At 61.6% G+C, this 21,802-nt stretch carries 19 protein-coding genes; 11 read left to right on the forward strand and 8 right to left on the reverse strand.

Annotation, left to right across the window (positions count from 1 at the left end):
• Positions 1-18 precede the first annotated feature (18 nt).
• Complete coding sequence (locus AC1RP7_RS10070) at positions 19-633, forward strand: NAD(P)-dependent oxidoreductase (protein WP_493181226.1); 615 nt, start codon at positions 19-21, stop codon at positions 631-633.
• Between the two features lie 140 nt (positions 634-773).
• On the opposite strand, the gene AC1RP7_RS10075 is transcribed toward AC1RP7_RS10070, so the two are convergent.
• Positions 774-1,655, reverse strand: a complete 882-nt coding sequence (locus AC1RP7_RS10075) for a LysR substrate-binding domain-containing protein (protein ID WP_150813333.1) — start codon at positions 1,653-1,655, stop codon at positions 774-776.
• A gap of 159 nt (positions 1,656-1,814) precedes the next feature.
• Between AC1RP7_RS10075 and AC1RP7_RS10080 the strand changes: the two genes are divergently transcribed.
• The 6 genes from AC1RP7_RS10080 (at position 1,815) to AC1RP7_RS10105 (ending at position 9,298) form a co-directional block, all read left to right on the forward strand.
• The gene (locus tag AC1RP7_RS10080) at positions 1,815-3,452 is read left to right on the forward strand and encodes a 5-guanidino-2-oxopentanoate decarboxylase (protein WP_493181224.1); all 1,638 of its coding nucleotides are present in this window, start codon (positions 1,815-1,817) and stop codon (positions 3,450-3,452) included.
• Complete coding sequence (locus AC1RP7_RS10085; protein ID WP_493181223.1) at positions 3,449-4,897, forward strand: aldehyde dehydrogenase family protein; 1,449 nt, start codon at positions 3,449-3,451, stop codon at positions 4,895-4,897. The genes AC1RP7_RS10080 and AC1RP7_RS10085 overlap by 4 nt, the downstream gene beginning before the upstream one ends.
• A gap of 303 nt (positions 4,898-5,200) precedes the next feature.
• Positions 5,201-6,304: an extracellular solute-binding protein gene (locus AC1RP7_RS10090; RefSeq protein WP_057713476.1), complete on the forward strand. Its 1,104-nt coding sequence runs from the start codon at positions 5,201-5,203 to the stop codon at positions 6,302-6,304.
• A gap of 166 nt (positions 6,305-6,470) precedes the next feature.
• Entirely contained in the window at positions 6,471-7,379 is a 909-nt protein-coding gene (locus AC1RP7_RS10095; protein WP_057713477.1) for an ABC transporter permease, read from the forward strand.
• Positions 7,376-8,224, forward strand: a complete 849-nt coding sequence (locus AC1RP7_RS10100; protein ID WP_007978496.1) for an ABC transporter permease — start codon at positions 7,376-7,378, stop codon at positions 8,222-8,224. Before AC1RP7_RS10095 ends, AC1RP7_RS10100 begins: the two co-directional genes overlap by 4 nt.
• An 18-nt stretch (positions 8,225-8,242) precedes the next feature.
• Positions 8,243-9,298: an ABC transporter ATP-binding protein gene (locus AC1RP7_RS10105; RefSeq protein ID WP_057713479.1), complete on the forward strand. Its 1,056-nt coding sequence runs from the start codon at positions 8,243-8,245 to the stop codon at positions 9,296-9,298.
• A 131-nt stretch (positions 9,299-9,429) separates the two neighbouring features.
• On the opposite strand, the gene AC1RP7_RS10110 is transcribed toward AC1RP7_RS10105, so the two are convergent.
• Entirely contained in the window at positions 9,430-10,359 is a 930-nt protein-coding gene (locus AC1RP7_RS10110) for an AraC family transcriptional regulator (RefSeq protein ID WP_090457485.1), read from the reverse strand.
• Positions 10,360-10,698: 339 nt separating this feature from the next.
• On the opposite strand from AC1RP7_RS10110, the gene AC1RP7_RS10115 reads away from it, so the two are divergent.
• The gene (locus AC1RP7_RS10115; protein ID WP_493181221.1) at positions 10,699-11,052 is read left to right on the forward strand and encodes a putative quinol monooxygenase; all 354 of its coding nucleotides are present in this window, start codon (positions 10,699-10,701) and stop codon (positions 11,050-11,052) included.
• Between the two features lie 41 nt (positions 11,053-11,093).
• Positions 11,094-11,324 (forward strand): hypothetical protein, encoded by a 231-nt coding sequence (locus tag AC1RP7_RS10120; protein WP_150813329.1) that lies wholly within the window; start codon positions 11,094-11,096, stop codon positions 11,322-11,324.
• Here the strand turns inward: AC1RP7_RS10120 and AC1RP7_RS10125 are convergent, their stop codons facing one another.
• The 6 genes from AC1RP7_RS10125 to AC1RP7_RS10150 all read right to left on the reverse strand — a co-directional run bounded on the left by AC1RP7_RS10125 (position 11,325) and on the right by AC1RP7_RS10150 (position 19,248).
• The gene (locus tag AC1RP7_RS10125) at positions 11,325-11,954 is read right to left on the reverse strand and encodes a flavin reductase family protein (protein ID WP_090457482.1); all 630 of its coding nucleotides are present in this window, start codon (positions 11,952-11,954) and stop codon (positions 11,325-11,327) included.
• 194 nt (positions 11,955-12,148) lie between these two features.
• On the reverse strand, positions 12,149-12,340 hold the full coding sequence (locus AC1RP7_RS10130; RefSeq protein WP_223503938.1) for a hypothetical protein: 192 nt from the start codon (positions 12,338-12,340) through the stop codon (positions 12,149-12,151).
• Positions 12,341-12,783: 443 nt separating this feature from the next.
• Positions 12,784-14,103, reverse strand: a complete 1,320-nt coding sequence (locus AC1RP7_RS10135; RefSeq protein WP_090457479.1) for an MFS transporter — start codon at positions 14,101-14,103, stop codon at positions 12,784-12,786.
• 298 nt (positions 14,104-14,401) lie between these two features.
• The gene (locus AC1RP7_RS10140; RefSeq protein WP_493181218.1) at positions 14,402-15,736 is read right to left on the reverse strand and encodes a sigma-54-dependent transcriptional regulator; all 1,335 of its coding nucleotides are present in this window, start codon (positions 15,734-15,736) and stop codon (positions 14,402-14,404) included.
• Positions 15,730-17,496: a sensor histidine kinase gene (locus tag AC1RP7_RS10145; RefSeq protein ID WP_090457477.1), complete on the reverse strand. Its 1,767-nt coding sequence runs from the start codon at positions 17,494-17,496 to the stop codon at positions 15,730-15,732. Before AC1RP7_RS10145 ends, AC1RP7_RS10140 begins: the two co-directional genes overlap by 7 nt.
• 228 nt (positions 17,497-17,724) lie before the next feature.
• Positions 17,725-19,248, reverse strand: a complete 1,524-nt coding sequence (locus AC1RP7_RS10150) for a fumarate hydratase (protein WP_090457475.1) — start codon at positions 19,246-19,248, stop codon at positions 17,725-17,727.
• A 508-nt stretch (positions 19,249-19,756) separates the two neighbouring features.
• On the opposite strand from AC1RP7_RS10150, the gene AC1RP7_RS10155 reads away from it, so the two are divergent.
• A complete protein-coding gene (locus AC1RP7_RS10155; RefSeq protein ID WP_154909448.1) occupies positions 19,757-20,863 on the forward strand; it encodes a GGDEF domain-containing protein in 1,107 nt (368 codons plus the stop codon).
• Entirely contained in the window at positions 20,856-21,791 is a 936-nt protein-coding gene (locus AC1RP7_RS10160; RefSeq protein ID WP_493181216.1) for an iron-sulfur-binding ferredoxin reductase, read from the forward strand. The genes AC1RP7_RS10155 and AC1RP7_RS10160 overlap by 8 nt, the downstream gene beginning before the upstream one ends.
• Positions 21,792-21,802 lie beyond the last annotated feature (11 nt).

Raw genomic sequence — 21,802 nt, forward strand, 5'->3', positions numbered from 1 at the left:
AGCCAACTGGAGAACGTCATGAGCAAAATCGCAATCATCGGTGCCACCGGTCGTGCCGGTAGCCAAGTGCTGGAAGAAGCCCTGCGGCGCGGCCACAGCGTTACTGCCATTGCCCGCGACACATCGAAAATAGACGTGCGTGAAGGTGTGGTCAGCAAGGAAGTCGATGCCCTTGATGCCGCTGCGTTGCAAGCTGCGATTGCGGGCCATGACGTAGTCATCAGCGCCGCACATTTCGCGACCCTGCCTGCCAGTGCAGTCGTTGGCCCGGTGAAAAAAGCCGGGGTTAAACGTTTGCTGGTAGTGGGCGGGGCGGGTTCGCTGCTATTGCCCGATGGCGCTCGAGTGATCGATAGCGAAGGTTTCCCTGAGGCTTACAAGGCAGAGGCCAGCGCCGGTGCCGAATTCCTCGCAAACCTGCGTGAAGAGCGGGATCTGGACTGGACCTTCCTGTCGCCATCGGCCGAATTTGTCGAGGGCGAGCGCACCGGGAAATTCCGCACCGGCCAGGATGATTTGCTGGTGAGCAGCGCAGGGCGCAGCTGGATCACGTTTGCCGATTATGCGATTGCGATGCTCGATGAAGTGGAAACGCCGAAGCATTCTCGACTGCGGTTTACTGTCGGTTATTGAGGTCACTGATCTCCTGTAGGAGCGAGCTCGCTCGCGATGATCGCCAACGATAACGCTGGGAACCTGATACCCCGCGGCGTTCTCAGGTTCATCGCGAGCAAGCTCGCTCCCACAGGGTGGTGCACCAGGATTTTGCGGTTTTACCGCGATTGCGCCTGCTCCACCAACCACCCCATCAATTCACGCAACTTCGGTGAAGGCCCGGGTTTTTCCGGGAACACCAGGTAATACGCCAGTCCCGTTGTCACTTTCAAATCGAATGGCATGACCAGCCGCCCGGCGTTCAGGTCATCGCCGATCAGCGACCAGTCGCCAATCGCCACACCCGTTCCCTGGGACGCCATCGACATCGCCAGGTCCAGTGTTTCGAAGTGCTGGCCCTTGCCGACATTGGTCAAATGCACATCCGCGGCTTTCAACCAGGCTTTCCAGTCCCGTTCATCGCGGGTCGGGTGCAGCAACAGGTGTTGTTGCAGATCGGCCGGAGTCTGCAGGGGCATGGGGCCTTCGAGCATCGGTCTGGAACACACCGGCGTGAGTTGTTCGTCGAAGAGTTTTTGCGACATCAATGAATCATCCGGCGGTGCGCCGTACATCACCGCCGCATCGAATTGCTCGCGATGAAAATCCACCCCGTGCTTGACCGTGGTGGTCAGTTCCACCGGCACGTCCGGGCGTTCCCTTTGCCATTGCAACAGACGCGGCAGCAACCAGCGCATGACGCAGGTCGGTGCCTTGAGTTGCAGGGTTTCACGCTTCTCGCCGATCTGTTCAACGGCCTCGTCGATCAGGCCGAAAATCTGCTGGACCCGTGGCAGCCATTCCCGTCCCTCGGCTGTCAGGTCCAGGCCTCGGGCCAGGCGGATGAACAGTTCATAACCCAGATGATCTTCCAGCCCGGCGATCTGCCGACTCACCGCGCCCTGGGTGATGTGCAGCTGTTCGGCGGCCCGGGTGAAATTGCAGCACTGCGCGGTTATCAGAAAAGTGTGCAGCGCCGGCAGGGGAGGCAGTCGTTTCATTGGGATCCAAGGTATGACGTGAGGACATGGCTAGTATGACTTTTTATCCATTGTTGCGGCTACCTGTCGCCCGTTCCAATGAGGCCATTCCCGGGCCTGCGAATCCATCATAAACACAGCGCACGCCCGGCGTCTCAAACGAACAAAAAGGGCAAAGACATGGCGACGTGCGGCGAAGTATTGGTCAAGTTACTCGAAAACTACGGGGTCGAGCAGGTGTTCGGCATTCCAGGGGTGCATACCGTGGAGCTGTATCGCGGGCTGGCCCGTTCGAGCATCAACCACGTCACGCCGCGCCATGAACAGGGCGCCGGCTTCATGGCCGATGGCTACGCCCGCACCAGCGGCAAACCGGGTGTGTGCTTCATCATCACCGGCCCTGGCATGACCAACATCACCACCGCCATGGGCCAGGCCTACGCCGATTCGATCCCGATGCTGGTGATTTCCAGCGTGCAATCGCGCAGCCAGTTGGGCGGTGGTCGCGGCAAGCTGCATGAACTGCCGAACCAGGGCGCACTGTGTGCCGGTGTCGCGGCGTTCTCCCACACCCTGATGTCGGCGTCGGAATTGCCGGGTGTGCTGGCTCGCGCCTTTGCACTGTTCCAGGCTGGCCGTCCGCGTCCGGTGCACATTGAAATTCCGCTGGATGTTCTGGTTGAAGAAGCCGACGACTTGCTCGCCAGCCTGCCGGTCAATATCGACCGCGCCGGTGCTTCGCCGAGCGCCGTGTCACGCATGGCCGAATTGCTGGCCGACGCCAAGCGTCCGCTGATTCTCGCCGGTGGCGGCGCCATCGACGCGGCCGTCGAGCTGACTGAGCTGGCCGAACTGCTGGCCGCGCCGGTCGCCCTGACCATCAATGCCAAGGGCATGCTCGCCTCCGGCCACCCGCTGCTGATCGGCTCGACCCAGAGCCTGGTCGCCACCCGTGCGCTGGTCGCCGAGGCCGACGTGGTACTGGCCATCGGCACTGAACTGGCCGAGACCGACTACGACGTGACCTTCGCCGGTGGCTTCGAAATTCCTGGCAAGTTGCTGCGCGTCGATATCGACCCGGACCAGACCGTGCGCAACTACCCGCCGCACGTGGCGCTGGTGGCCGACTCGCGCAACGCCGCCCAGGCTTTGCTCAGTGCCCTGTCGCACAAATCCCTGGCCGAGCGTCGCAACGATTGGGGACAAGTACGTGCCGCCCGTCTGCGTGAAGACCTGGCCGCAACCTGGGACGCACCGACCCTGGCCCAGACCCGCTTCCTCGAAACCGTGCTGCAGGAACTGCCAGACGCAGTGTTCGTCGGCGATTCGACCCAGCCGGTGTACACCGGCAACCTGACGTTCAACCCGGAGCGTCCGCGTCGCTGGTTCAACTCGTCCACCGGTTACGGCACCCTCGGCTACGCCTTGCCGGCGGCGATTGGCGCCTGGCTGGGTGGCCGCGTCGAAGGTGGCGCGCGTCCTCCGGTGGTGTGCCTGATCGGCGACGGTGGCCTGCAGTTCACCTTGCCGGAACTGGCCAGTGCCGTTGAAGCGCGCACCCCGGTCATCGTGCTGCTGTGGAATAACCAGGGCTACGAAGAGATCAAAAAATACATGGTCAATCGCGCCATCGAGCCGGTGGGCGTGGACATCTACACCCCGGACTTCATCGGTGTGGCCAAGGCATTGGGTTGCGCCGCCGAAGCGGTCAGCAGTGTCGAGCAATTGCGCGGCGCATTGCGGGTGGCTACCGATCGCCAGGGCCCGACCCTGATTGAAATCGATCAGGCCGAATGGATGCAGGCGGTGTCGAAATGAGCTTCCCGACGACTCTGGATGGCCTGTACATCAACGGCCAATGGTCGGCCGGCAACGAACACCTGCGTGTGATCAACCCGGCGACCGAAGCTCTGTTGACCACCGTCAATGGCGGCGACGAGCGCGCGGTTGATCAAGCCGTGAACGCAGCGACCCAGGCGTTCGCCGACTGGTCGAAAACCACGGGCGCCGAACGCGGTGCGATCCTGCGCAAAATCGCCACGGGCGTGCAGGCCAATCGTGAAAAGCTGATGCACTTGCAGTCGAGCAACAACGGCAAGCCGCAATTCGAAGCCGCGATCGACGTCGATGACGTGATCGCCACGTTCGAGTATTACGCCGGTCTGGCCGAAGGCCTGGATGCCAAACAAGACAGCGCGGTAGAGCTGCCGACCGACGACTTCAGCGCTCGCCTGCGCCGCGAGCCGTGCGGTGTGGTCGGCCTGATCGTGCCGTGGAATTTCCCGATGGTCACCACCGCGTGGAAACTCGCCCCTGCCCTGGCCGCCGGTTGCTGCGTGGTGCTCAAGCCTTCGGAAGTGACGCCGCTGCCGGAACTGGAGCTGGCCGCGATCATCGCTGAAGCCGGTGTGCCGGCGGGTGTCTTTAACCTGGTGTGCGGCACCGGCCTGGCCGTTGGCGCTCCGCTGTCGGCAGACACGCGCATCGCCAAGGTGTCGTTCACCGGCAGCAATGCCGTTGGCGTGCAGGTCATGCAACGGGCGGCGGAAACCGTCAAAGGCGTGAGCCTGGAGCTGGGCGGCAAATCTTCGCTGTTGGTGCTGGCCGATGCCGATCTCGAACTGGCGGTGGAAGTGGCCTGTGGCGGTGGTTTCTTCAACGCCGGGCAGATGTGCTCCGCCACCAGCCGCGTGCTGGTCGCCGATGAACTGGCCGATGAATTCCTGAACCGAGTGAAGGCCCGTGCCGAAGCCATCCGCGTGGCCGACCCGTTCGACCCGAACGTGGAAATGGGCGCACTGGTCAATCAGGCGCAATACCAGCGCGTGCTCGGTCACATCGATCGCGGTTTGAGTGCCGGTGCCAAGCTGGTTTGCGGTGGCAATCGCCCGGCCGACCTGCCGCGCGGATATTTTTTGCAGCCGACGGTGTTCACCGATGTGCCCCTCGACAGTGCGTTGTGGAATGAAGAGATTTTCGGCCCGGTGATCTGCGTGCGCCGTTTCGCCTCCGAGGCCGAAGCGATTGCCCTGGCCAACGACAGTCAGTTTGGCCTGGTCGCCAGTGTGGTGACGCGCAATGCACAGACCGCCGACCGCGTCGCCAACGCTTTGCAGGCGGGGCTTGTGTGGATCAACGCGCCGCAGGTGATCTTCCCGCAGACCGCCTGGGGCGGCTACAAGCAGAGCAGCATCGGCCGCGAATTGGGGCCATGGGGCTTGCAGGCTTTCCAGGAAATCAAACACGTGATCCGGGCCGTCTGACGCCTGGCACTGTGTAGGAGCGAGCTTGCTCGCGATGGACGCATGGACGACACGGGCTGTCTGATGCCCCGCATTATCGTTGACGTCCATCGCGAGCAAGCTCGCTCCCACAAGGAAAAGGAGGCATGCGCTGGCGTCATGGCTTCAATGAGTTTTTATCGATAGTCAGGTGTTTTACGCGACCTCAGGATGAACTTGCCGGCTCAGTCAAGCCCCGAAAATACGAGGGATAACGCTGGTCCGGTCGCGCGGATGCAACAGTTTCGACCTGCCTCATACCTACAAAAACAAAGGGAGTCCGTAATGGGCGAGCATGATCTGAACAGACGTCAATTCATCAAGACCGTAGGCGTAGCCTCGGTTGCAGCGGCAGCCATGAGCATGCCGTTCATCAAGGCCAATGCCAGCGACACACGCTTTGCCGGCAAGACCCTTCGTCTGCTGACCTGGTCCGATGACACCGGCCTGGCCGCACTGCGCAACATCGCCGCGACGTTCGAAGACAAGTACGGCTGCAAGGTCATCGCTGACCGCACCGGCAGTACCTCGGAAATGGTCGCCAAACTCAAGGCCGGCGGTGATCGTCCGCAGTACGACATCATCACCCTGGCAGGCGTTGGCGCCGAAGGTCTGGCCGCTGCCAACCTGCTGGAAAAACCCGACCTCAACCGCATTCCCAACCTCGTCGATGTACCGGAGAAATACCGCACCGGCGCCAATGGCCACGGTATCGGTTACCTGCTGTGGTGCAACAGCCTGGTCTACAGCACCCGCACTCAGAAAGAAGCCCCGACCAGCTACGCCTCCCTGTGGGATGCCGACGCGGCGCCGAACATCTTCCTGCCGCCGCCGAACTGGACCGAGGCCATGGACCTGATCATCATCGCCGCCAAACTGGCCGGTGGTGACGAACACAACATCGAGCCTGGCTTCAAGAAGCTCGCCGAGCTGAAGGATCGTGTGGTGACCCTGGGTGAAAACCCGAACCAGATCGCCGAACTGTTCCGCACCGGTTCCCTGGACATGGGCGGCCTGTACGCACCAGCCTTCTTCCCGAAACAGATCCGTGATCCGAACTACGGCCTGGGCGCCACATTCGGCATGAAGGAAGGTTTCTACACCGACCTGATGCTGTCGGTGATGCCGAAGAACCGTCCGGGCGATACCGACATGGCCTACGCCTTCATCAACCACTCTCTGGACCCGCTGGTGCAGGGCAAGATGGCTGAAGACATCTACAACGGCCCGGTCAACGCCAAGGCGATCATTTCCGCCGAAGCACGCAAGAGCCCGTACATCCTCACGCCGGAGCAGATTGCCGAGAAGGCGATCATGCACGACAACGCCTTCCTGGCCAGCGTGCATGACCAATGGATTCGTCGTTACACGGAAATCTTTTCTTCCTGATCTGTAGGAGCGAGCTTGCTCGCGATGGACGTTAACGATTACGAGGGTTGCCTGAATGAACGTGGCGCCCTCACTTCCTTCGCGAGCGAGCTCGCTCCTACAGGGGATCGGGGTTCACACCCCGAGTCCGTGTGCCATTGATCCTCCATTGACGAGACCCTTTGCTATGGAACACCAACCTCTGACTCATCCGCTGAGTGCCGCCCCCGTGCGCGCCGCTCGGGGTGTTTCGCCGACCGCGCGCGCCTGGCTTTTCCTCACGCCGTCGATGCTGTTTCTCGGCGTTTTGATTGCCGCGAGCCTGCTGGTACTGCGCATGAGCGTGGGCACCAAAGGCGCGGAATGGTCCGGGTTCAGCCTGGCCAGTTACGCCCAGTTGCTGGAACCCTATTACCTCAAGTCGCTGATGCTGACCCTGCGCCTGGCGCTGATCAGCGCGGTGATCGCAGTGATTCTGGCGATCCCGGTGGCCTACACCATGTCGCGCCTGACCTCGCCGTTCGTGCGACGGATCTTCCTGGCGGCGGTGTTGCTGCCATTGCTGGTCAACCTGCTGCTGCAAAGCTACGGCTGGCTGGTGATCCTCGGCCCTGGCGGCATGCTCAACCAGGCACTGATGGGCCTGGGCCTGATCAAGCGCCCGATCATGCTGTTGTACAACCAGAACGGCGTGTTGATGGGCCTGGTGCAAACCGCCTTCCCGCTGGCCGTGTTGCCGATTGCCAGCGCCATGCGCGGTGTCGCCCGCAGCTACGAAGAAGCTGCCGCCACCCTGGGCGCGAGTCGCTTCCAAGTGTTCCGCCAGGTGGTATTGCCGATGAGTCTGCCGGGGATCATTACCGGTGCGACCCTGGTGTTCGCCTACAACGCCAGCAGTTTCGTGGTGCCCTTGCTGCTCGGAGGTCGGCGCGTGCCGATGCTGGCGGTGATGGTGCATGACCAGATCGCCCCGCTGATGAACTGGCCCGCCGCATCCGCTGCCGGCGTGGTGCTGATCGTCACCACCCTCGCGATCATGACCTTGTCCGAATACATCACTGGCCGTCGTCGGCGCATGCTGGAGGCTTCCCAATGAGCACCCTGACCAAAAAGCGTTATGGGCTGTTGCCCGGCGAGACCGGCAAGTTTGCCGGCATCCTTTCCGGCTTCATCCTGCTGCTGGCGGTACTGCCGATCCTGACCATGATCGTCATGTCGTTCAGCGGCGCGTCGAACCTCGACTTCCCGCCGAGCAGCTACAGCCTGCAATGGTACAAGGCCGCCTGGCACACCTTCGTGTCGCCGGACGCCAGTGACGTCCTGAGCCTCGGCCAGGCCATGTCTACCAGCCTGCTGGTGTCGTGCCTGACCATGATTTTCGCCACGATCATCGCGGTGCCGGCGGCCTACGCGCTGACCCGTTGCGAGTTCCGCGGCAAGGCGGTGGCGCTGCAACTGATGTCGTTGCCGCTGGTGTTTCCGATGGTGGTGTTGGGCCTGGCGTTGCTGCTGGTGTTCGACAGCCTGCCGTTCCACATGACCACCTCGCGCCTGGTGATTGCCCACGTGATCCTCGCGTTGCCATTCGTGGTGAAGAACTGCACGGCGGCGATGCTCTCCATCGGCAGCGAAGTCGAAGAGGCCGCGCAAATGCTCGGTGCTTCACCGCTGCGGGCGATTGTCGATGTGGTGGTGCCGTTGATGAAGTCGGGGATCCTGGCGGGCATGCTGCTGGCGTTCATCGTCTCGTTCAACGAATTCACCGTGACCTATTTCCTCTACACCATCGACGTCATGACCGTGCCGATCTGGATGTACAGCCGCACCGTGTCTTCGCTCGACCCAACCGTTTTTTCGTTTGCCGTGCTGATCGTGCTGATCGACTTCGTCCTCATCTGGGCGCTGGAGAAGCTGGTTGGTGAAGGTGGCGTTTCGTTCTGATTTCTTGAGGTGATTCTTATGTCTGGTCTGATTCTGGAAAACGTCGAGAAACATTACGGCTCGGCCTGCGCGGTAAAGGATGTAAACCTGCATTTGCCCGAGGGCAAACTGGTGTGTTTCCTCGGTCCTTCGGGCTGTGGCAAAACCACCTTGCTGCGCATGATTGCCGGGCTGGAAACCCTGAGCGGTGGCGAGATTCGCCTGGACGGTGAGGACATCGGCCACACCCCGGCGCATCTGCGTAATTTCGGCATGGTGTTCCAGTCGCTCGCGCTGTTCCCGCACATGACGGTGGGGGAGAACATCGCCTATCCGCTGAAACTGCGTGGCGTCAGCAAGGCTGACCAGCAGGCGCGGGTGGTGGAATTGCTGGAACTGATCCAGCTGCAAGCGATGATCAATCGTCCGGTGGCCAAGCTGTCCGGCGGCCAACGCCAGCGCGTGGCGATTGCCCGGGCGATTGCCAATCACCCGAAAATCCTCCTGCTCGACGAACCTCTGTCAGCGCTGGATGCCAAGCTGCGCGAGTCGATGCAGGTGGAAATCCGCCAACTGCAACAACGCCTGAACATCACCACCATCATGGTGACCCACGACCAGCGCGAGGCCATGACCATGGCCGATATCGTGGTCGTATTGGGTGAGCACAAGGTGCAGCAGGTGGGCACGCCGATCGAGATCTATCGTCACCCGGCCAACGAGTTCGTCGCGGACTTCATCGGCTCGGGCAACATCTTCCCGGCCACGGTGCTGGGTAACGGCAAGGTCAGTTTGCCGGGCGGCGATGCGCTGCAAGTACCGATCTGCAGCAGCATCGTGGTCGGTGAAAAGGTGAAGATGCTGATTCGCCCGGAAGACCTGCAACTGTCCGCACCCCAGGCGACCGCGGGCAACCGCTTGCTGGGCAAGGTGACGTTCGTGCGCGATATCGGCGCGACCATCGAGACCACGGTGGAGTGTTCCGGGGTGTCGTTTACCGCGCTGAGCACGCCATGTCAGGGCTTTGGCCTGAGCGTTGGTCATCCAGTGTCGGTGACCTTGCCGGTGGAGGCATGCCGGGTACTGGGCGCCTGATCCGGATTTGATATTGGCCTCGCTGGCCTCATCGCGAGCAAGCTCGCTCCCACACTGGATCGGTGTACACCGGACCCTGTGGGAGCGAGCTTGCTCGCGATGGGGTCGGCACAACAAACACAAATTCTGGATCAGACTGACAACCGCAATCGCGCCAGATCCCGCAATGGCGGCGCCCCGAACAACCGGCTGTACTCCCGGCTGAACTGCGACGGACTCTCATACCCGACCCGATACCCCGCCGCCGAAGCCTCCAGCCCTTCGGCGAGCATCAGCCGCCGTGCTTCCTGCAGGCGCAACTGCTTCTGATACTGCAACGGACTCATCGCCGTCATCGCCTTGAAGCGGTGATGCAGCGTCGACACGCTCAGGTTCACTTCCTTGGCCAATTCATCAATGCGCAACGGCTGTTCGAAATTGCCGTTGAGCCATTTGATCGCCTGGCTGATGCGATGGCTCTGACTGTTGGCGATGGCGATTTCGTACAGCCGATGCCCCTGTTTACTGCGCAACAGGCGATAGAGGATCTCCCGGCGAATCAGCGGCGCGAGCATGGCGATGTCTTTTGGCGTGTCCAGTAATCGTGCCAGGCGCAGCACGGCGTCGAGCATCGCGGTGTCGAGTTTTTCGACATAGAGCCCGCGCCCGGTCGGCCGGGTGGGCACGCCGAGGGGGCCGGCGTCAGCGATCAGTGCGGTGATTTCCGTCGGGTCGATGTCCAGGCGCAAGGCCAGGATCGGTTCCTCAGGCGAGACATCCACCACTCGTCCACTGAGCGGCATCGAGACCGAGACCACCAGGTAGTTCAGCGGGTCGTAGTTGAAGTATTCGTTGGCCAGCTGAACTTCCTTGCGCCCCTGGGCCATGATGCACAGCGCCGGTTGCGCGAGCACCGGGGCGAACTCGTGGGACTGACTGTGGCGGGACATGAACAGCGAGCCGATGGCCGTGGCATAACTGCCATCTTCGGCGGTGTTGCGGCGGATGATGGCCGCCAGTTCCGCGCGCTGCTTTTCCATGTCGGTGTCCAGCGGGGCTTGAAAGTGATCGAGCGACGACATGCGAGGCATCCTCGGCAAGGCATGAAGGGAGTGGTGCAGAGCATAAGTTTGTGCAAGCGACAGCGGTAGACACATCCTGCCGGATGCTTGCCTGATTCTGCCTGGGGGCGACCGGCGGTGTAGCCAATAGAGCCTTGTGCCGCAAGAACTTGCTTGAAACTCGTATGGCAGAACCGTGACAGGGTTTTACAGCTTGTTACAGGCTGGCGATGAAGTTTCGCAGGATTGTGCAACGCGCCGGCAGGAATCGACTAACGAGACAGGCGTCGCGGCCCTTAACCTTTGATCCTGTCGCAGCCCGTCCCCCGGCTGCCACGCGACTCCCCGGGAGGGTTGAACATGTCCACGCAGATCCCCGTCAGTCATATGGCCTTCATTCGAGCGCGCGCCGGGCGCTCGGAGGAACTCGGTGTGCGCCTCAGCGCCCTGATCGAACCGTCCCGCGCAGCGCCAGGCTGCCTGTGCTTTGCCTTGCAGCATTCGCAATGCGATCCGGAGCTGTGGCTGGTGTCCGGTTTCTGGAGCAATCAACAGGCCATGACCGCGTACTTCAGCACGCCGGCGATGGAGATTTTTGCCGAGCTGGTGCAGGAGCTGGTGGTCAACAGTCTGGATTTCCACACCTTCAAGGATGTCTCGGCGGCGCAGGCCCTGGGGCAGTCAGCAGTGGCGGTACACAAACTGGCCGGTTGAGGGTTTAATGACGGCATTCTCAACCAGCCAGGATTCGCGACATGGCACGTAAAGCCTTTGAACACTTTGAAGCTGTTTCCGCTGTAGTACCGGGCGAGGGTGGTTACCACGCCGCTATCGCCGTCAAAGCGCTGGGTGGTTCCGGCGCCCCGCGTTTTCACAAAGTGCTGGAAGGGCAGATCTTCAAGACCGCCCATGACGCCGACCTGGCAGCGGCCAAAGAGCTGACCCACCTCAAGGACGTCAAAGAAGACGCCGACCTGCTCTGGTGATCACTTCACCGCCCCCGGGCGGTACATCTTGAACAACGCCTCAGGCCCCAGCTGGAAGTAATCCGCCGGCCCGCCGCCGCGCAGAATCGGTTCTGCCGCGGCGGTGTCGTATACCCCGTCCTTCAACAGCCATTTGGCGATATGCACGGCGACCACTTCGCCGAGGATCAGCCAGCTCGGCACCACGTTGCCGTCCGCCCGTTGCAACTGAATGATCTGCGTGACCTTGCACTCGAAGGACACCGGGCTCTCTGCCACCCGTGGCACCTGAATGACCTTCGAGGCAGCGGTCGTCAGCCCGGCCAATTCGAATTCGTTGACCTCAGGCCCGACCATGGCGCAGCTCTGGTTCATCTGCTCGGCCAGCGGCCGCGTGGCCAGGTTCCAGGCGAACTCGCCGGTCTGTTCGATGTTGTTCAGGCTGTCTTTGCGCCCGACGCTGGAAAACCCAATGATCGGCGGAATGTAGTTGAAGGCATTGAAGAAACTGTAGGGCGCCAGGTTCAGGTGGCCCTCGGCATCCTGTGAAGAGATCCAGCCAATGGGGCGCGGGCCGACGATAGCGTTGAACGGATCGTGGGGCAGGCCGTGGCCGTTGGCGGGTTCGTAGAAGTGGATGTCGTCAGGCATTGGAGAGAATTTCCGGAGCGGGCTGGAGGCGCTCATGGTGCAAGCACGCGCCGCAGATTTCCAGCCCGACCTCACCCCCTTTAGGAGCGAGCTTGCTCGCGATGGTCGTTAACGATTACGCGTGTTCCCTGGCTGAACGCGGCGGGCTTGAGTCCATCGCGAGCAAGCTCGCTCCTACAGGTTTTGAAGCCGGATCAGCCGATAGCTTCAGCGCTACCGGTTTTATCGAAGCCGTCAGAAGCATAGGTGCCCGAGTGGCTGCGTTCGATGGCGGCGCTGGCGCCGGAGCCGTAAGAGGCCGAGCCGGTTTTGTCGTAGCCATCGGCGGCGAACGTGTTGGCGGCCAGTACGGAAAGGGCCAGGGCAAGGATCAGTTTGGTCTTCATGGTAGTGACTCCCGTCTCGTTGGCGTTTAGTGGAAAAAAGCCAAGACGCCAGATATATCGATTAATTTTCGCAATTAAATCCTTCTACTTATCGATTAATTGGATGTTAAGGCCGTCAGGCTTTTTCGCTTTCAAGGACTGAGTGAGCGCATCGCAATGAATCGATCAGGCCGTTAAAGGTTGGGCGGCGAGCATTAACGCGTGATTAATCGGCTCTTTTACCTGGGTGACGGATTTTTCATGAAGCCCTTGTCCATTTTTCAGTGTGGCATCGCCGAGCCTGGGTTTGGCTGTCATGACTATGCTGGCTTGATACCGAGTCGGCTCCATTCGCGAGCAAGCCCGCTCCCACATTTAACCGGGTTGTTCCAGAAGGAACGCGGTCGAATGTGGGAGCGGGCTTGCTCGCGAAGAGGCCGGTACAGCCAGCTTCGATCTATCTGTCAGTCAGTGACGATCCGCGAATGCTTGCGGGTGTCTTTCATGGTGATGTACACCAGCAACGACACGGCAATACACGCGGTGACATACCAGTAGTAACCCGTCTCCATGCCGATGCTCTTGAACCACAGCGCGATGTATTCGGCGGTGCCGCCGAAGATCGATACGGTCAGTGCGTACGGCAGGCCCACGCCCAGGGCGCGGATTTCGGTCGGGAACAGTTCGGCTTTCACCACGGCGTTGATCGAGGTGTAGCCGCTGACGATGATCAGCGCCGCCATGATCAGGAAGAACGCGCCCCACCAGGTCGTAATGGTGTGCAGGGTGGTCAGGATCGGTACGGTGAACAGCGTGCCCAGGATGCCGAAGGCAATCAGGATCGGCCGACGACCGATTTTATCCGACAGCCCACCGATGATCGGTTGCAGGCACATGAACAGGAACAACGTGGCAGCGGAAATGGTGGTGGAGTCGGAAATGCTCATACCGACGGTATTCACCAGGTATTTCTGCATGTAGGTGGTGTAGGTGTAGAACGCCAGCGTACCGCCCATGGTCAGGCCGACCACGGTCATCAGTTCCTTGGGGTGACGCATCAAGGTGCGCATCGCGCTTTCCTTGGCTTTTTCTTTCTTGGTGAAAGACTCGGTTTCTTCCATGCCACGACGCAGGTACAGCGCAACCACGGCACACAGCGCGCCGATGGCGAACGGGATGCGCCAGCCCCAGGCGTAGAGCTCCTCGGTGGTCAGGAAGTTCTGCAGGACAATCAGCACCGCCAAAGCGATGAGCTGACCGGAGATCAGGGTCACGTACTGGAAGCTGGAGTAGAAGCCGCGACGCTCCTTGGTCGCCATCTCGCTGAGGTAAGTGGCGGAGGTGCCGTATTCGCCACCCACCGACAGGCCTTGCAGCAAGCGCGCGAACACCAGCAGGATCGGCGCACCGATGCCGATGACTTCATAACTCGGGCTCAGGGCAATCAGCAGCGAGCCAAAGCACATCAGGTACACCGAGGCCATCAGGGCCTTTTTGCGCCCGACCTTGTCGGCATACAGACCCATCAGCCAGCCACCGATCGGACGCATCAGGAAGCCCACGGCGAAGATCGCGGCGGTGTTGAGCAGTTGGGCGGTGGTGTCGCCTTTGGGGAAGAAGGTCTTGGCGAAGTACAGGGAGAAGGCGGCGTAGACGTACCAGTCGTACCACTCGACCATGTTGCCAACGGAGCCGCTGAAGATCGACTTGATGCGGCTGGAAGTGGTTCTTTCTTTGACCGGCGCGGCAGCCGACCCAAGCGGCAGGGAGTTGGAGTTATCCATTGAAGGATCCTTCATTTAATTGTTTTTGTGGAGCGCGATGAAACGCAGCCTGCCAGGGCTATAGCAGGAGCTGTGCCAACGGGGAGAGGGCCGGTTTAGAGGGGGTAGAGTGTTTCAGTGAGCGGAAATCCGCTTATTCGTAGCAGGTGATGGGCGGAAAATTGCTTACGGTTTGGTTGGTTGCTTTGCCTGTACAGGCCTCATCGCGAGCAAGCTCGCTCCCACAATGTTTGGCGTACACAGATCCACTGTGGGAGCGAGCTTGCTCGCGATGGGGCCAGGGCAGACACCACAAAAATCAGGCCTCGGGCAAAAACATCTCCCGGCTCAACCCATGCCGCTGCATCTTTTCATTGAAGGTCCGGCGCGGCAGTTGCAGTTCTTCGAGCACCGCTTTCACATCGCCCTTGTGCCGGGTCAATGCCGCACGCAGGCATTGCGCTTCGAACGCTTCCTGCTGAGCCGCCAGTGACTGGCCGGGCTCGATGCCCAAGGGCTCCGGTTCACCGAGCCCCAATACCTGACGCTCGGCGACATTCGCCAATTCGCGCACGTTGCCTGGCCAGTCGTGGCTCAGCAGATGACTCAACTGGGCGCCGCTCAACGGTGGAAATTTGCGTCCCAGGCGTTCGGCGGCGTTTTGGGCAAAGGATTCGAACAACAGGGGTATGTCTTCACGGCGTTCGCGCAAGGGCGGCAGGCGTAGCTCAGCAACGTTCAAGCGATAGGCCAGGTCTTCGCGAAAGCGTCCGGCCCGCGCTTCGTCGAGCAGGTCCGGCTTGGTCGCGGCAATGATGCGCAAATCCACGCGGATACTCTGGTTCGAGCCCAGCCGTTCAAGCTTTTGCTCCTGCAACACCCGCAGCAGTTTCACCTGCTGGGCCAACGGCATGCTTTCGATTTCATCGAGAAACAGTGTGCCGCCGTCGGCGTATTCGAGCTTGCCGATGCGCTTGCCGGACGCCCCGGTGAACGCGCCGCTTTCGTGACCGAACAGCTCGGCCTCGAACAATTGCTCGGGGATGGCCGCGCAGTTGAGTGCGACAAAGGGCTTGTCGGCCCGCGGCCCGAAGTCGTGCAGGCAACGCGCGACCAGTTCCTTGCCGCTACCGGTTTCGCCGCGAATCAGCACGTTGACCGGCAGTGCTGCCAGGTCCAAAACTTGCCGACGCAGGGTCTGCAGACCCCGGGACACGCCGAGCAGCGTGGCATCCAGTTTGGCGCGGTTGTCCGCCTGTTCGTGCAGCGCGCGGTTTTCCAGCACCAGCCGGCGTTTGTCGAGGGCGCGGCGCAGGCTGCCGAGCAGGGTTTCCGGGCTGAAGGGTTTTTCGAGGAAGTCGTAGGCGCCGTCGCGCATGGCTTCGACGGCCATCGGTACATCGCCGTGACCGGTCAGCAGGATCACCGGCAAATCGGCATCCCGGCGCTGCACCTCGGCCAGCAGTTCGAGGCCGGTCATGCCGGGCATGCGCACATCGCTGAGAATCACCCCGGCAAAATGCCTGGGCAATTGCGCCAGGCAGTCATCGGCGCGACTGAACAACTGCACCTCGAAACCCGACAGGCTCAACCATTGCTCGACGGCACTGCGGATGCTGCTTTCGTCGTCGACCACGATCACTGAGTTCAGCATGGTTCATGCACCTCCAGGTCGATGGGCAAGGTCACGGTGAACACGGCACCTTTGTCATGATTGTCGGCACTCAAGCGCCCGCCGGATTCGTGAACGATGGCAAACGATACGGCCAAACCGATCCCCAGGCCATCGCCCACCGGTTTGGTGGTGAAGAACGGATCGAAGACCTTGGACAGGTTCTCTTCGGCGATACCGCCGCCGTTGTCGATCACACTCAGGCGCCATAGTTGTTCGTCGGCTTCGAGGCGGATTTCCAGGCGTTTGCAGGGCTTGTCCTGCATTGCATCGAGGGCATTGCGCAGCAGATTGATCAGCACCTGTTCCAGGCGAATCGCATCGCCACGCACCCAGGCCGGGCGGGTCAGATGCAGCACGGTGCTGACCTGTTCGTCGCGCAGCCGGGTGTCGAGCAGTTGCAGCGACTGATCCACCACCGCCGCCAGGTCCAGGCGTTCGCGCAAACCGCTGGGGCTCTTGCGGGCGAAGGTTTTCAGGTGGCCGGTGAGGGCCGCCATGCGGGTGAGCATTTCATCCACCGGCTTGAGCGCCTTGTAGGCGTCGTCGACGCGGCCGTTGTCGAGCAGCAGGCGCAAGGTCGCCAGCTGCATGCGCTGGGCGGTGAGCGGCTGGTTGATCTCATGGGCCAGGGCGGCGGACATCTGCCCCAGCGCCGCGAGTTTGGCCGACTGCACCAGACCTTCCTGGGCGGTGCGCAGGTCGCGGGTACGCTCTTCTACAAGCTGTTCGAGTTCTTCGCGACTGCGCTGACGCAGTTTGGCCAAGCGCCAGCGCTGGTTGAGAAACAGCAGCAGGAACACCAGGGTCAGCCATAGCCCGGCCGCGGCGAGGGCAGCATTGCGGCTGTCTTCGAAGGCGACTTGTGGGCGCCGCAGCAGGTGCAGGGTCCAGCCCTCGGTATTCAGCGGCAGGGATTCCCACAGGTAATCCGCCTTGCCGTCGGGGCCGTCGACCCGAGCCAGGTCGCTGTTATCGTCGAAGCGCCGCAACGATTGAAACTCAAGCGGCGTCAGCGGCTGCTTGTCGTACTGGCGGGTGGTCTTGAGTTCGGCATGATCGCTGTCGCTCAGCGGCTTGAGCAGGCGATAGCGCCAGCCCGGCTGGTTGGCGATGAAGATTATTCCACGTGCGTCGCTGACCAGCAGTGTGTCGCTGCCTTGGCGCCACTCGCGTTCCAGTTCGGGGAACTCCAGTTTCACCACCATGGCGCCGAGGAACTGGCCATCGTCATCGCTGACCGCGCTGGAGAGGAAGTAGCCGGGAATTCCGCTGGTCACCCCCACGGCGTAAAAGCGCCCGGTGCCCTGGGTGCGGGTCTGGTTGAAATAGGGACGGAAACCGTAGTTGTGGCCGACATAACTGCTGGGCAAACGCCAGTTGCTCGCCGCTACGGCGAGGCCGGTGTGATCGAGCAGTTCCAGGGTCGATGATTGGGCGGCACCGTTGATTTTTTCCAGTTTGCGGTTCAATGCGTCCTGCTGTTCGGAACTGACCTTGCCCTTGAGCGCCGAGCGCAGCTCCGGGTCCAGCGCCAGCACCGCGGGCAGGGCGCGGTAACGTTCGATCAGGGTATGCAGGGACGTGGCATACAGCGCCAGTTGCTGATTGGCGCGAGCCGCGTCTTCGACCATTGACTGGCGCACGGTGTGGCGCATAGCCAGGGTGGCCGCGATGGCAGCACCGGCAATGATCAATACGGTATAGAGCGCCAGGCGCAGGGATCGAGATGACTCAAACATGCAGGGCTTACACAAGGAATACGGAGGGGTCGCACGATAACATGAGCGACTTGGCCCTTGTAGGAGCGAGCCTGCTCGCGATGGAAGTCAACGATAACGCGGGGCACCAGACAGCCCGTGTCGTCCATGCGTCCTTCGCGAGCGGGCTCGCTCCTGCAGGGGTATGGCTTGGCAATAAAAAAGGCGACAGGGATAACCCTGTCGCCTTTTCTGGAGCAGTCCAAGCGCTTACTGCACTTCTACCGCCAGGCTTTCACTGATCTTTTTCTGCCAGATGGCAGGACCGGTGATGTGTACCGACTCACCTTTGCTGTCGACGGCAACAGTCACAGGCATGTCTTTCACGTCGAACTCGTAGATCGCTTCCATGCCCAGTTCGGCGAAAGCCACCACGCGGGATTTCTTGATCGCTTGCGCTACAAGGTAAGCCGCGCCGCCGACTGCCATCAGGTAGACGGCCTTGTGGTCCTTGATCGCGTCGATTGCGGTCGGGCCGCGCTCGGATTTGCCGATCATGCCCAGCAGGCCGGTTTGGTCGAGGATCTGACGGGTGAACTTGTCCATCCGCGTGGCGGTGGTAGGACCGGCCGGGCCAACCACTTCGTCACCGACCGGATCGACCGGGCCGACGTAGTAGATGAAGCGACCCTTGAGGTCCACCGGCAGGGTTTCTCCCTTGTTCAGCATCTCGACCATGCGCTTGTGCGCAGCGTCGCGGCCGGTGAGCATCTTGCCGTTGAGCAGGACGGTTTCGCCCGGCTTCCAGCTCTGCACTTCTTCCGGGGTCAGGGTGTCGAGGTTGACACGACGGGCCGACGGGCCGGCTTCCCAAACGATTTCCGGGTAGGCGTCCAGCGGTGGCGCTTCCAGCGAAGCAGGGCCGGAACCGTCGAGCACGAAGTGTGCGTGACGGGTGGCGGCGCAGTTCGGGATCATGCACACCGGCAGCGAAGCGGCGTGAGTCGGGTAGTCCATGATCTTCACGTCGAGCACGGTGGTCAGGCCACCCAGGCCCTGGGCGCCGATGCCCAGTTGGTTGACCTTCTCGAACAGCTCCAGGCGCATTTCTTCAATGCGGTTCTGTGGGCCGCGGGCCTTCAGCTCGTGAATGTCGATGGATTCCATCAACACTTCCTTGGCCATGACGGCAGCTTTCTCGGCGGTGCCGCCGATGCCGATGCCGAGCATGCCCGGTGGGCACCAGCCGGCGCCCATTTCCGGAACTGTCTTGAGCACCCAGTCGACGATCGAGTCGGACGGGTTGAGCATGGCCATCTTCGACTTGTTCTCGGAGCCGCCGCCCTTGGCTGCCACGTCCACTTCCACGGTGTTACCCGGAACGATGGAGTAGTGGATGACCGCCGGGGTGTTGTCCTTGGTGTTCTTGCGAGCGCCCGCCGGGTCGGCGAGGATCGAAGCACGCAGGACGTTTTCCGGCAGGTTGTAGGCGCGACGTACGCCTTCGTTGATCATGTCGTCCAGGCCCATGGTGGCGCCATCCCAGCGCACGTCCATGCCGACACGCACGAACACGGTGACGATACCGGTGTCCTGGCAGATCGGGCGGTGGCCGGTGGCGCACATGCGCGAGTTGATCAGGATCTGTGCCATCGAGTCGCGGGCCGCTGGCGATTCTTCGCGCAGGTAGGCCTCGTGCATCGCCTGGATGAAATCCACGGGGTGGTAGTAGGAAATGAACTGCAGGGCGTCGGCAACGCTCTGAATCAGGTCGTCTTGCTTGATCACGGTCATGAGTCGCGCTCCTCTAAAAGACGGGAACATTCAATAAGGTGCTTGCAGCTTGGGTGCATCGGTCGGTTGCAAGCACCTTTCAAGGCACGCCGGGCAAGCTGGCGCGACGCTAAAAAGGCGCGGCAGTATACCGCGCCTCGCGGACAGGCACACGCGCCGGCAGTCAATCGTTGGTCGCATAGAAGCAGCTGCAAGCGGCAAGTGTGAAGCTGCAAGAGGAGTGCGTGGCTTTTGTGGCGAGGGGGCTTGCCCCTGTTCGGTTGCGAAGCAGCCGCAATACCGGTGAAAACAATCCGCCTGACACAACGACCTGTCTGTTACCGGGACTGCTCTGCAGTCCAACGGGGCGATGCGGCGGTCCGACAAGCCCCCTCGCCACAGGGTCGCGCAAGGCTCGACCGTCGATCCCGAAAATTGAATGGTCATTTATCGGCCACGCCACTAAAGTGACATTCGGTCTGTAGAGTAGGACGCTCTGTCAGTCTCCTTTCATTTGGTGAATCAACGATTGACCCAAAACGCCATCCAGCGCCTGTTGCTCAAACGTTTCGCCCTCGCGGCCGGCACCTATGCCCTGGCATTGCTGTTGCTGTGGCTGGCGTTTTTTACCGGTCACTACAACGCGCCGCTTTCCAGTGTCGCCATCGGCAGCGCACTGGTAGTGATCAGTCAGGCCATCCTGTTCGCGGTGTTCTACAGCGGCTGCAACCTGCGCTTCACCGACCCCAGCCTGACCGAGGCACAAGTGTTGCTGGGGCTGGGTTGGCAAACCTGGCTGATTGCCCATCTGGACGAAGCCCGGGGCGCGTTTCTGGTGTTTTACGTGCTGATCCTGCTGTTCGGCCTGTTCCATCTGTCTCGCCGGTCTTTAGTACGATGCGCGCTGCTGGTGTTTTTGAGTTTCAGTGCGATCACGCTGTGGGAGGGCTACCACTTCCAGCTGCCTGACCCGGCCATGGCGGTGTTGCAGGTCTGTGTGCTGTTCATCGTGCTGGTGTGGCTGGTGCTGTATGCCCGCTATGTCCAGGCCTCGCGACAACGCATGCGCCAGCGGCGTTTTGCCTTGCAGGCGCACCAGGACACGTTGCGCGGGATGATGCGCCAGCTCGAAGACCTGGTGGCCACCGACGAGCTCACGGGCCTGTTCAATCGTCGGCATTTCCTGCGCCTGGCGTCACGCGAGCTGAACGCCATGGACGCCGGTGTCGTGCATGGCCTGGCACTGATCGACCTCGACCATTTCAAACGCATCAACGACCTGCACGGTCATGCTGCCGGCGATCAGGTGCTGCAAGCCTTTGCCGGCGTTGCCAGCGCGTGCCTGCGTGACGGTGACGTACTGGCTCGCTACGGTGGCGAAGAGTTCGTGGTGCTGCTGCCCGATTGCGATGCCGACAGTCTGACTTCGTGCTGCGAACGGCTGCGCATCGCGTTCACCGATGTCGAGCTGATTGGTCTGAATGTACGCAACCTCAGCCTGTCCGCCGGCATGACCCTGCTGGAATTGGGTGACGACCTCGATGATGCGTTGCAGCAGGCCGATCAGGCGCTCTATCGCGCCAAGCGTGACGGCCGCAACCGATGCGCGGCAGCGTGGGAGAACGTCGATGCCTGAGCTGCGGGTCGGCGAGCGCCATTGGTCGGTGGCGGCGGGCAGCAATCTGCTCGATGCACTGAATCAGAACGGTGTGCCAGTGCCTTACAGTTGCCGCGCCGGCAGTTGTCATGCGTGCCTGGTGCAGTGTGTGCGGGGCCTGCCGAACGACAGCCGCCCCGATGCCTTGAGTGCGCAGCAGCGTGAACAAGGCTGGCGGCTGGCGTGCCAGTGCCAGGTGGTCGAGGACTTGCAGGTGCACGCCTTCGACCCGCAAACCGATGGTCATCCGGCCGAAGTCGCGGCGGTCGATTGGCTGACTACCACGGTGCTGCGCTTGCGGGTAATCCCCCAGCGACCGTTGCGTTATAGCGCCGGGCAGCACCTGGTGTTGTGGGCGGGCAGCGTGGCGCGGCCGTATTCCCTCGCCAGCCTGCCGCAGGAAGACCGTTTTCTGGAGTTTCATCTCGATTGCCGCACGCCCGGGGAATTCAGCGATGCCGCCAGGCAAATGCGCATCGGCGATCCGATCCGTCTCGGTGAACTGCGCGGCGGTGCCTTGCATTATGACCCTGACTGGCACGCCCGGCCGTTGTGGTTGATGGCGGCCGGCACCGGATTGGGGCCATTGTTTGGTGTCTTGCGCGAAGCATTGCGCCAGGATCATCAAGGCACCATCCGCGTCATCCACCTGGCCCATGATACCGATGAGCACTACCTGGCCAAACCCCTGCACGCCATGGCAACCAGCCGTCCGAACCTGAGTGTCGAACTGTGGACCCCGGCCGAGTTGCCAGCGGCTTTGGCGCAACTGCGGCTTGTTTCCCGGCAAACCCTGGCCTTACTCTGCGGAGGCCCCGACAGTGTCGACGCCTTTGCCCGGCGCCTGTACCTGGCGGGATTGCCGCGCAATCAACTGCTGGCCGATGTGTTCCTGCCCCGTGGTTGAGCGCTGACTTT

This window comes from Pseudomonas sp. GW822-FHT01E03 (assembly GCF_058802985.1).

Coding starts and splice junctions, on each gene's coding strand:
- AC1RP7_RS10070 (WP_493181226.1), top strand. CDS start 19: ATGAGCAAAATCGCAATCATCGGTGCCACCGGTCGTGCCGGTAGCCAA.
- AC1RP7_RS10075 (WP_150813333.1), bottom strand. CDS start 1,655: ATGAAACGACTGCCTCCCCTGCCGGCGCTGCACACTTTTCTGATAACC.
- AC1RP7_RS10080 (WP_493181224.1), top strand. CDS start 1,815: ATGGCGACGTGCGGCGAAGTATTGGTCAAGTTACTCGAAAACTACGGG.
- AC1RP7_RS10085 (WP_493181223.1), top strand. CDS start 3,449: ATGAGCTTCCCGACGACTCTGGATGGCCTGTACATCAACGGCCAATGG.
- AC1RP7_RS10090 (WP_057713476.1), top strand. CDS start 5,201: ATGGGCGAGCATGATCTGAACAGACGTCAATTCATCAAGACCGTAGGC.
- AC1RP7_RS10095 (WP_057713477.1), top strand. CDS start 6,471: ATGGAACACCAACCTCTGACTCATCCGCTGAGTGCCGCCCCCGTGCGC.
- AC1RP7_RS10100 (WP_007978496.1), top strand. CDS start 7,376: ATGAGCACCCTGACCAAAAAGCGTTATGGGCTGTTGCCCGGCGAGACC.
- AC1RP7_RS10105 (WP_057713479.1), top strand. CDS start 8,243: ATGTCTGGTCTGATTCTGGAAAACGTCGAGAAACATTACGGCTCGGCC.
- AC1RP7_RS10110 (WP_090457485.1), bottom strand. CDS start 10,359: ATGTCGTCGCTCGATCACTTTCAAGCCCCGCTGGACACCGACATGGAA.
- AC1RP7_RS10115 (WP_493181221.1), top strand. CDS start 10,699: ATGTCCACGCAGATCCCCGTCAGTCATATGGCCTTCATTCGAGCGCGC.
- AC1RP7_RS10120 (WP_150813329.1), top strand. CDS start 11,094: ATGGCACGTAAAGCCTTTGAACACTTTGAAGCTGTTTCCGCTGTAGTA.
- AC1RP7_RS10125 (WP_090457482.1), bottom strand. CDS start 11,954: ATGCCTGACGACATCCACTTCTACGAACCCGCCAACGGCCACGGCCTG.
- AC1RP7_RS10130 (WP_223503938.1), bottom strand. CDS start 12,340: ATGAAGACCAAACTGATCCTTGCCCTGGCCCTTTCCGTACTGGCCGCC.
- AC1RP7_RS10135 (WP_090457479.1), bottom strand. CDS start 14,103: ATGGATAACTCCAACTCCCTGCCGCTTGGGTCGGCTGCCGCGCCGGTC.
- AC1RP7_RS10140 (WP_493181218.1), bottom strand. CDS start 15,736: ATGCTGAACTCAGTGATCGTGGTCGACGACGAAAGCAGCATCCGCAGT.
- AC1RP7_RS10145 (WP_090457477.1), bottom strand. CDS start 17,496: ATGTTTGAGTCATCTCGATCCCTGCGCCTGGCGCTCTATACCGTATTG.
- AC1RP7_RS10150 (WP_090457475.1), bottom strand. CDS start 19,248: ATGACCGTGATCAAGCAAGACGACCTGATTCAGAGCGTTGCCGACGCC.
- AC1RP7_RS10160 (WP_493181216.1), top strand. CDS start 20,856: ATGCCTGAGCTGCGGGTCGGCGAGCGCCATTGGTCGGTGGCGGCGGGC.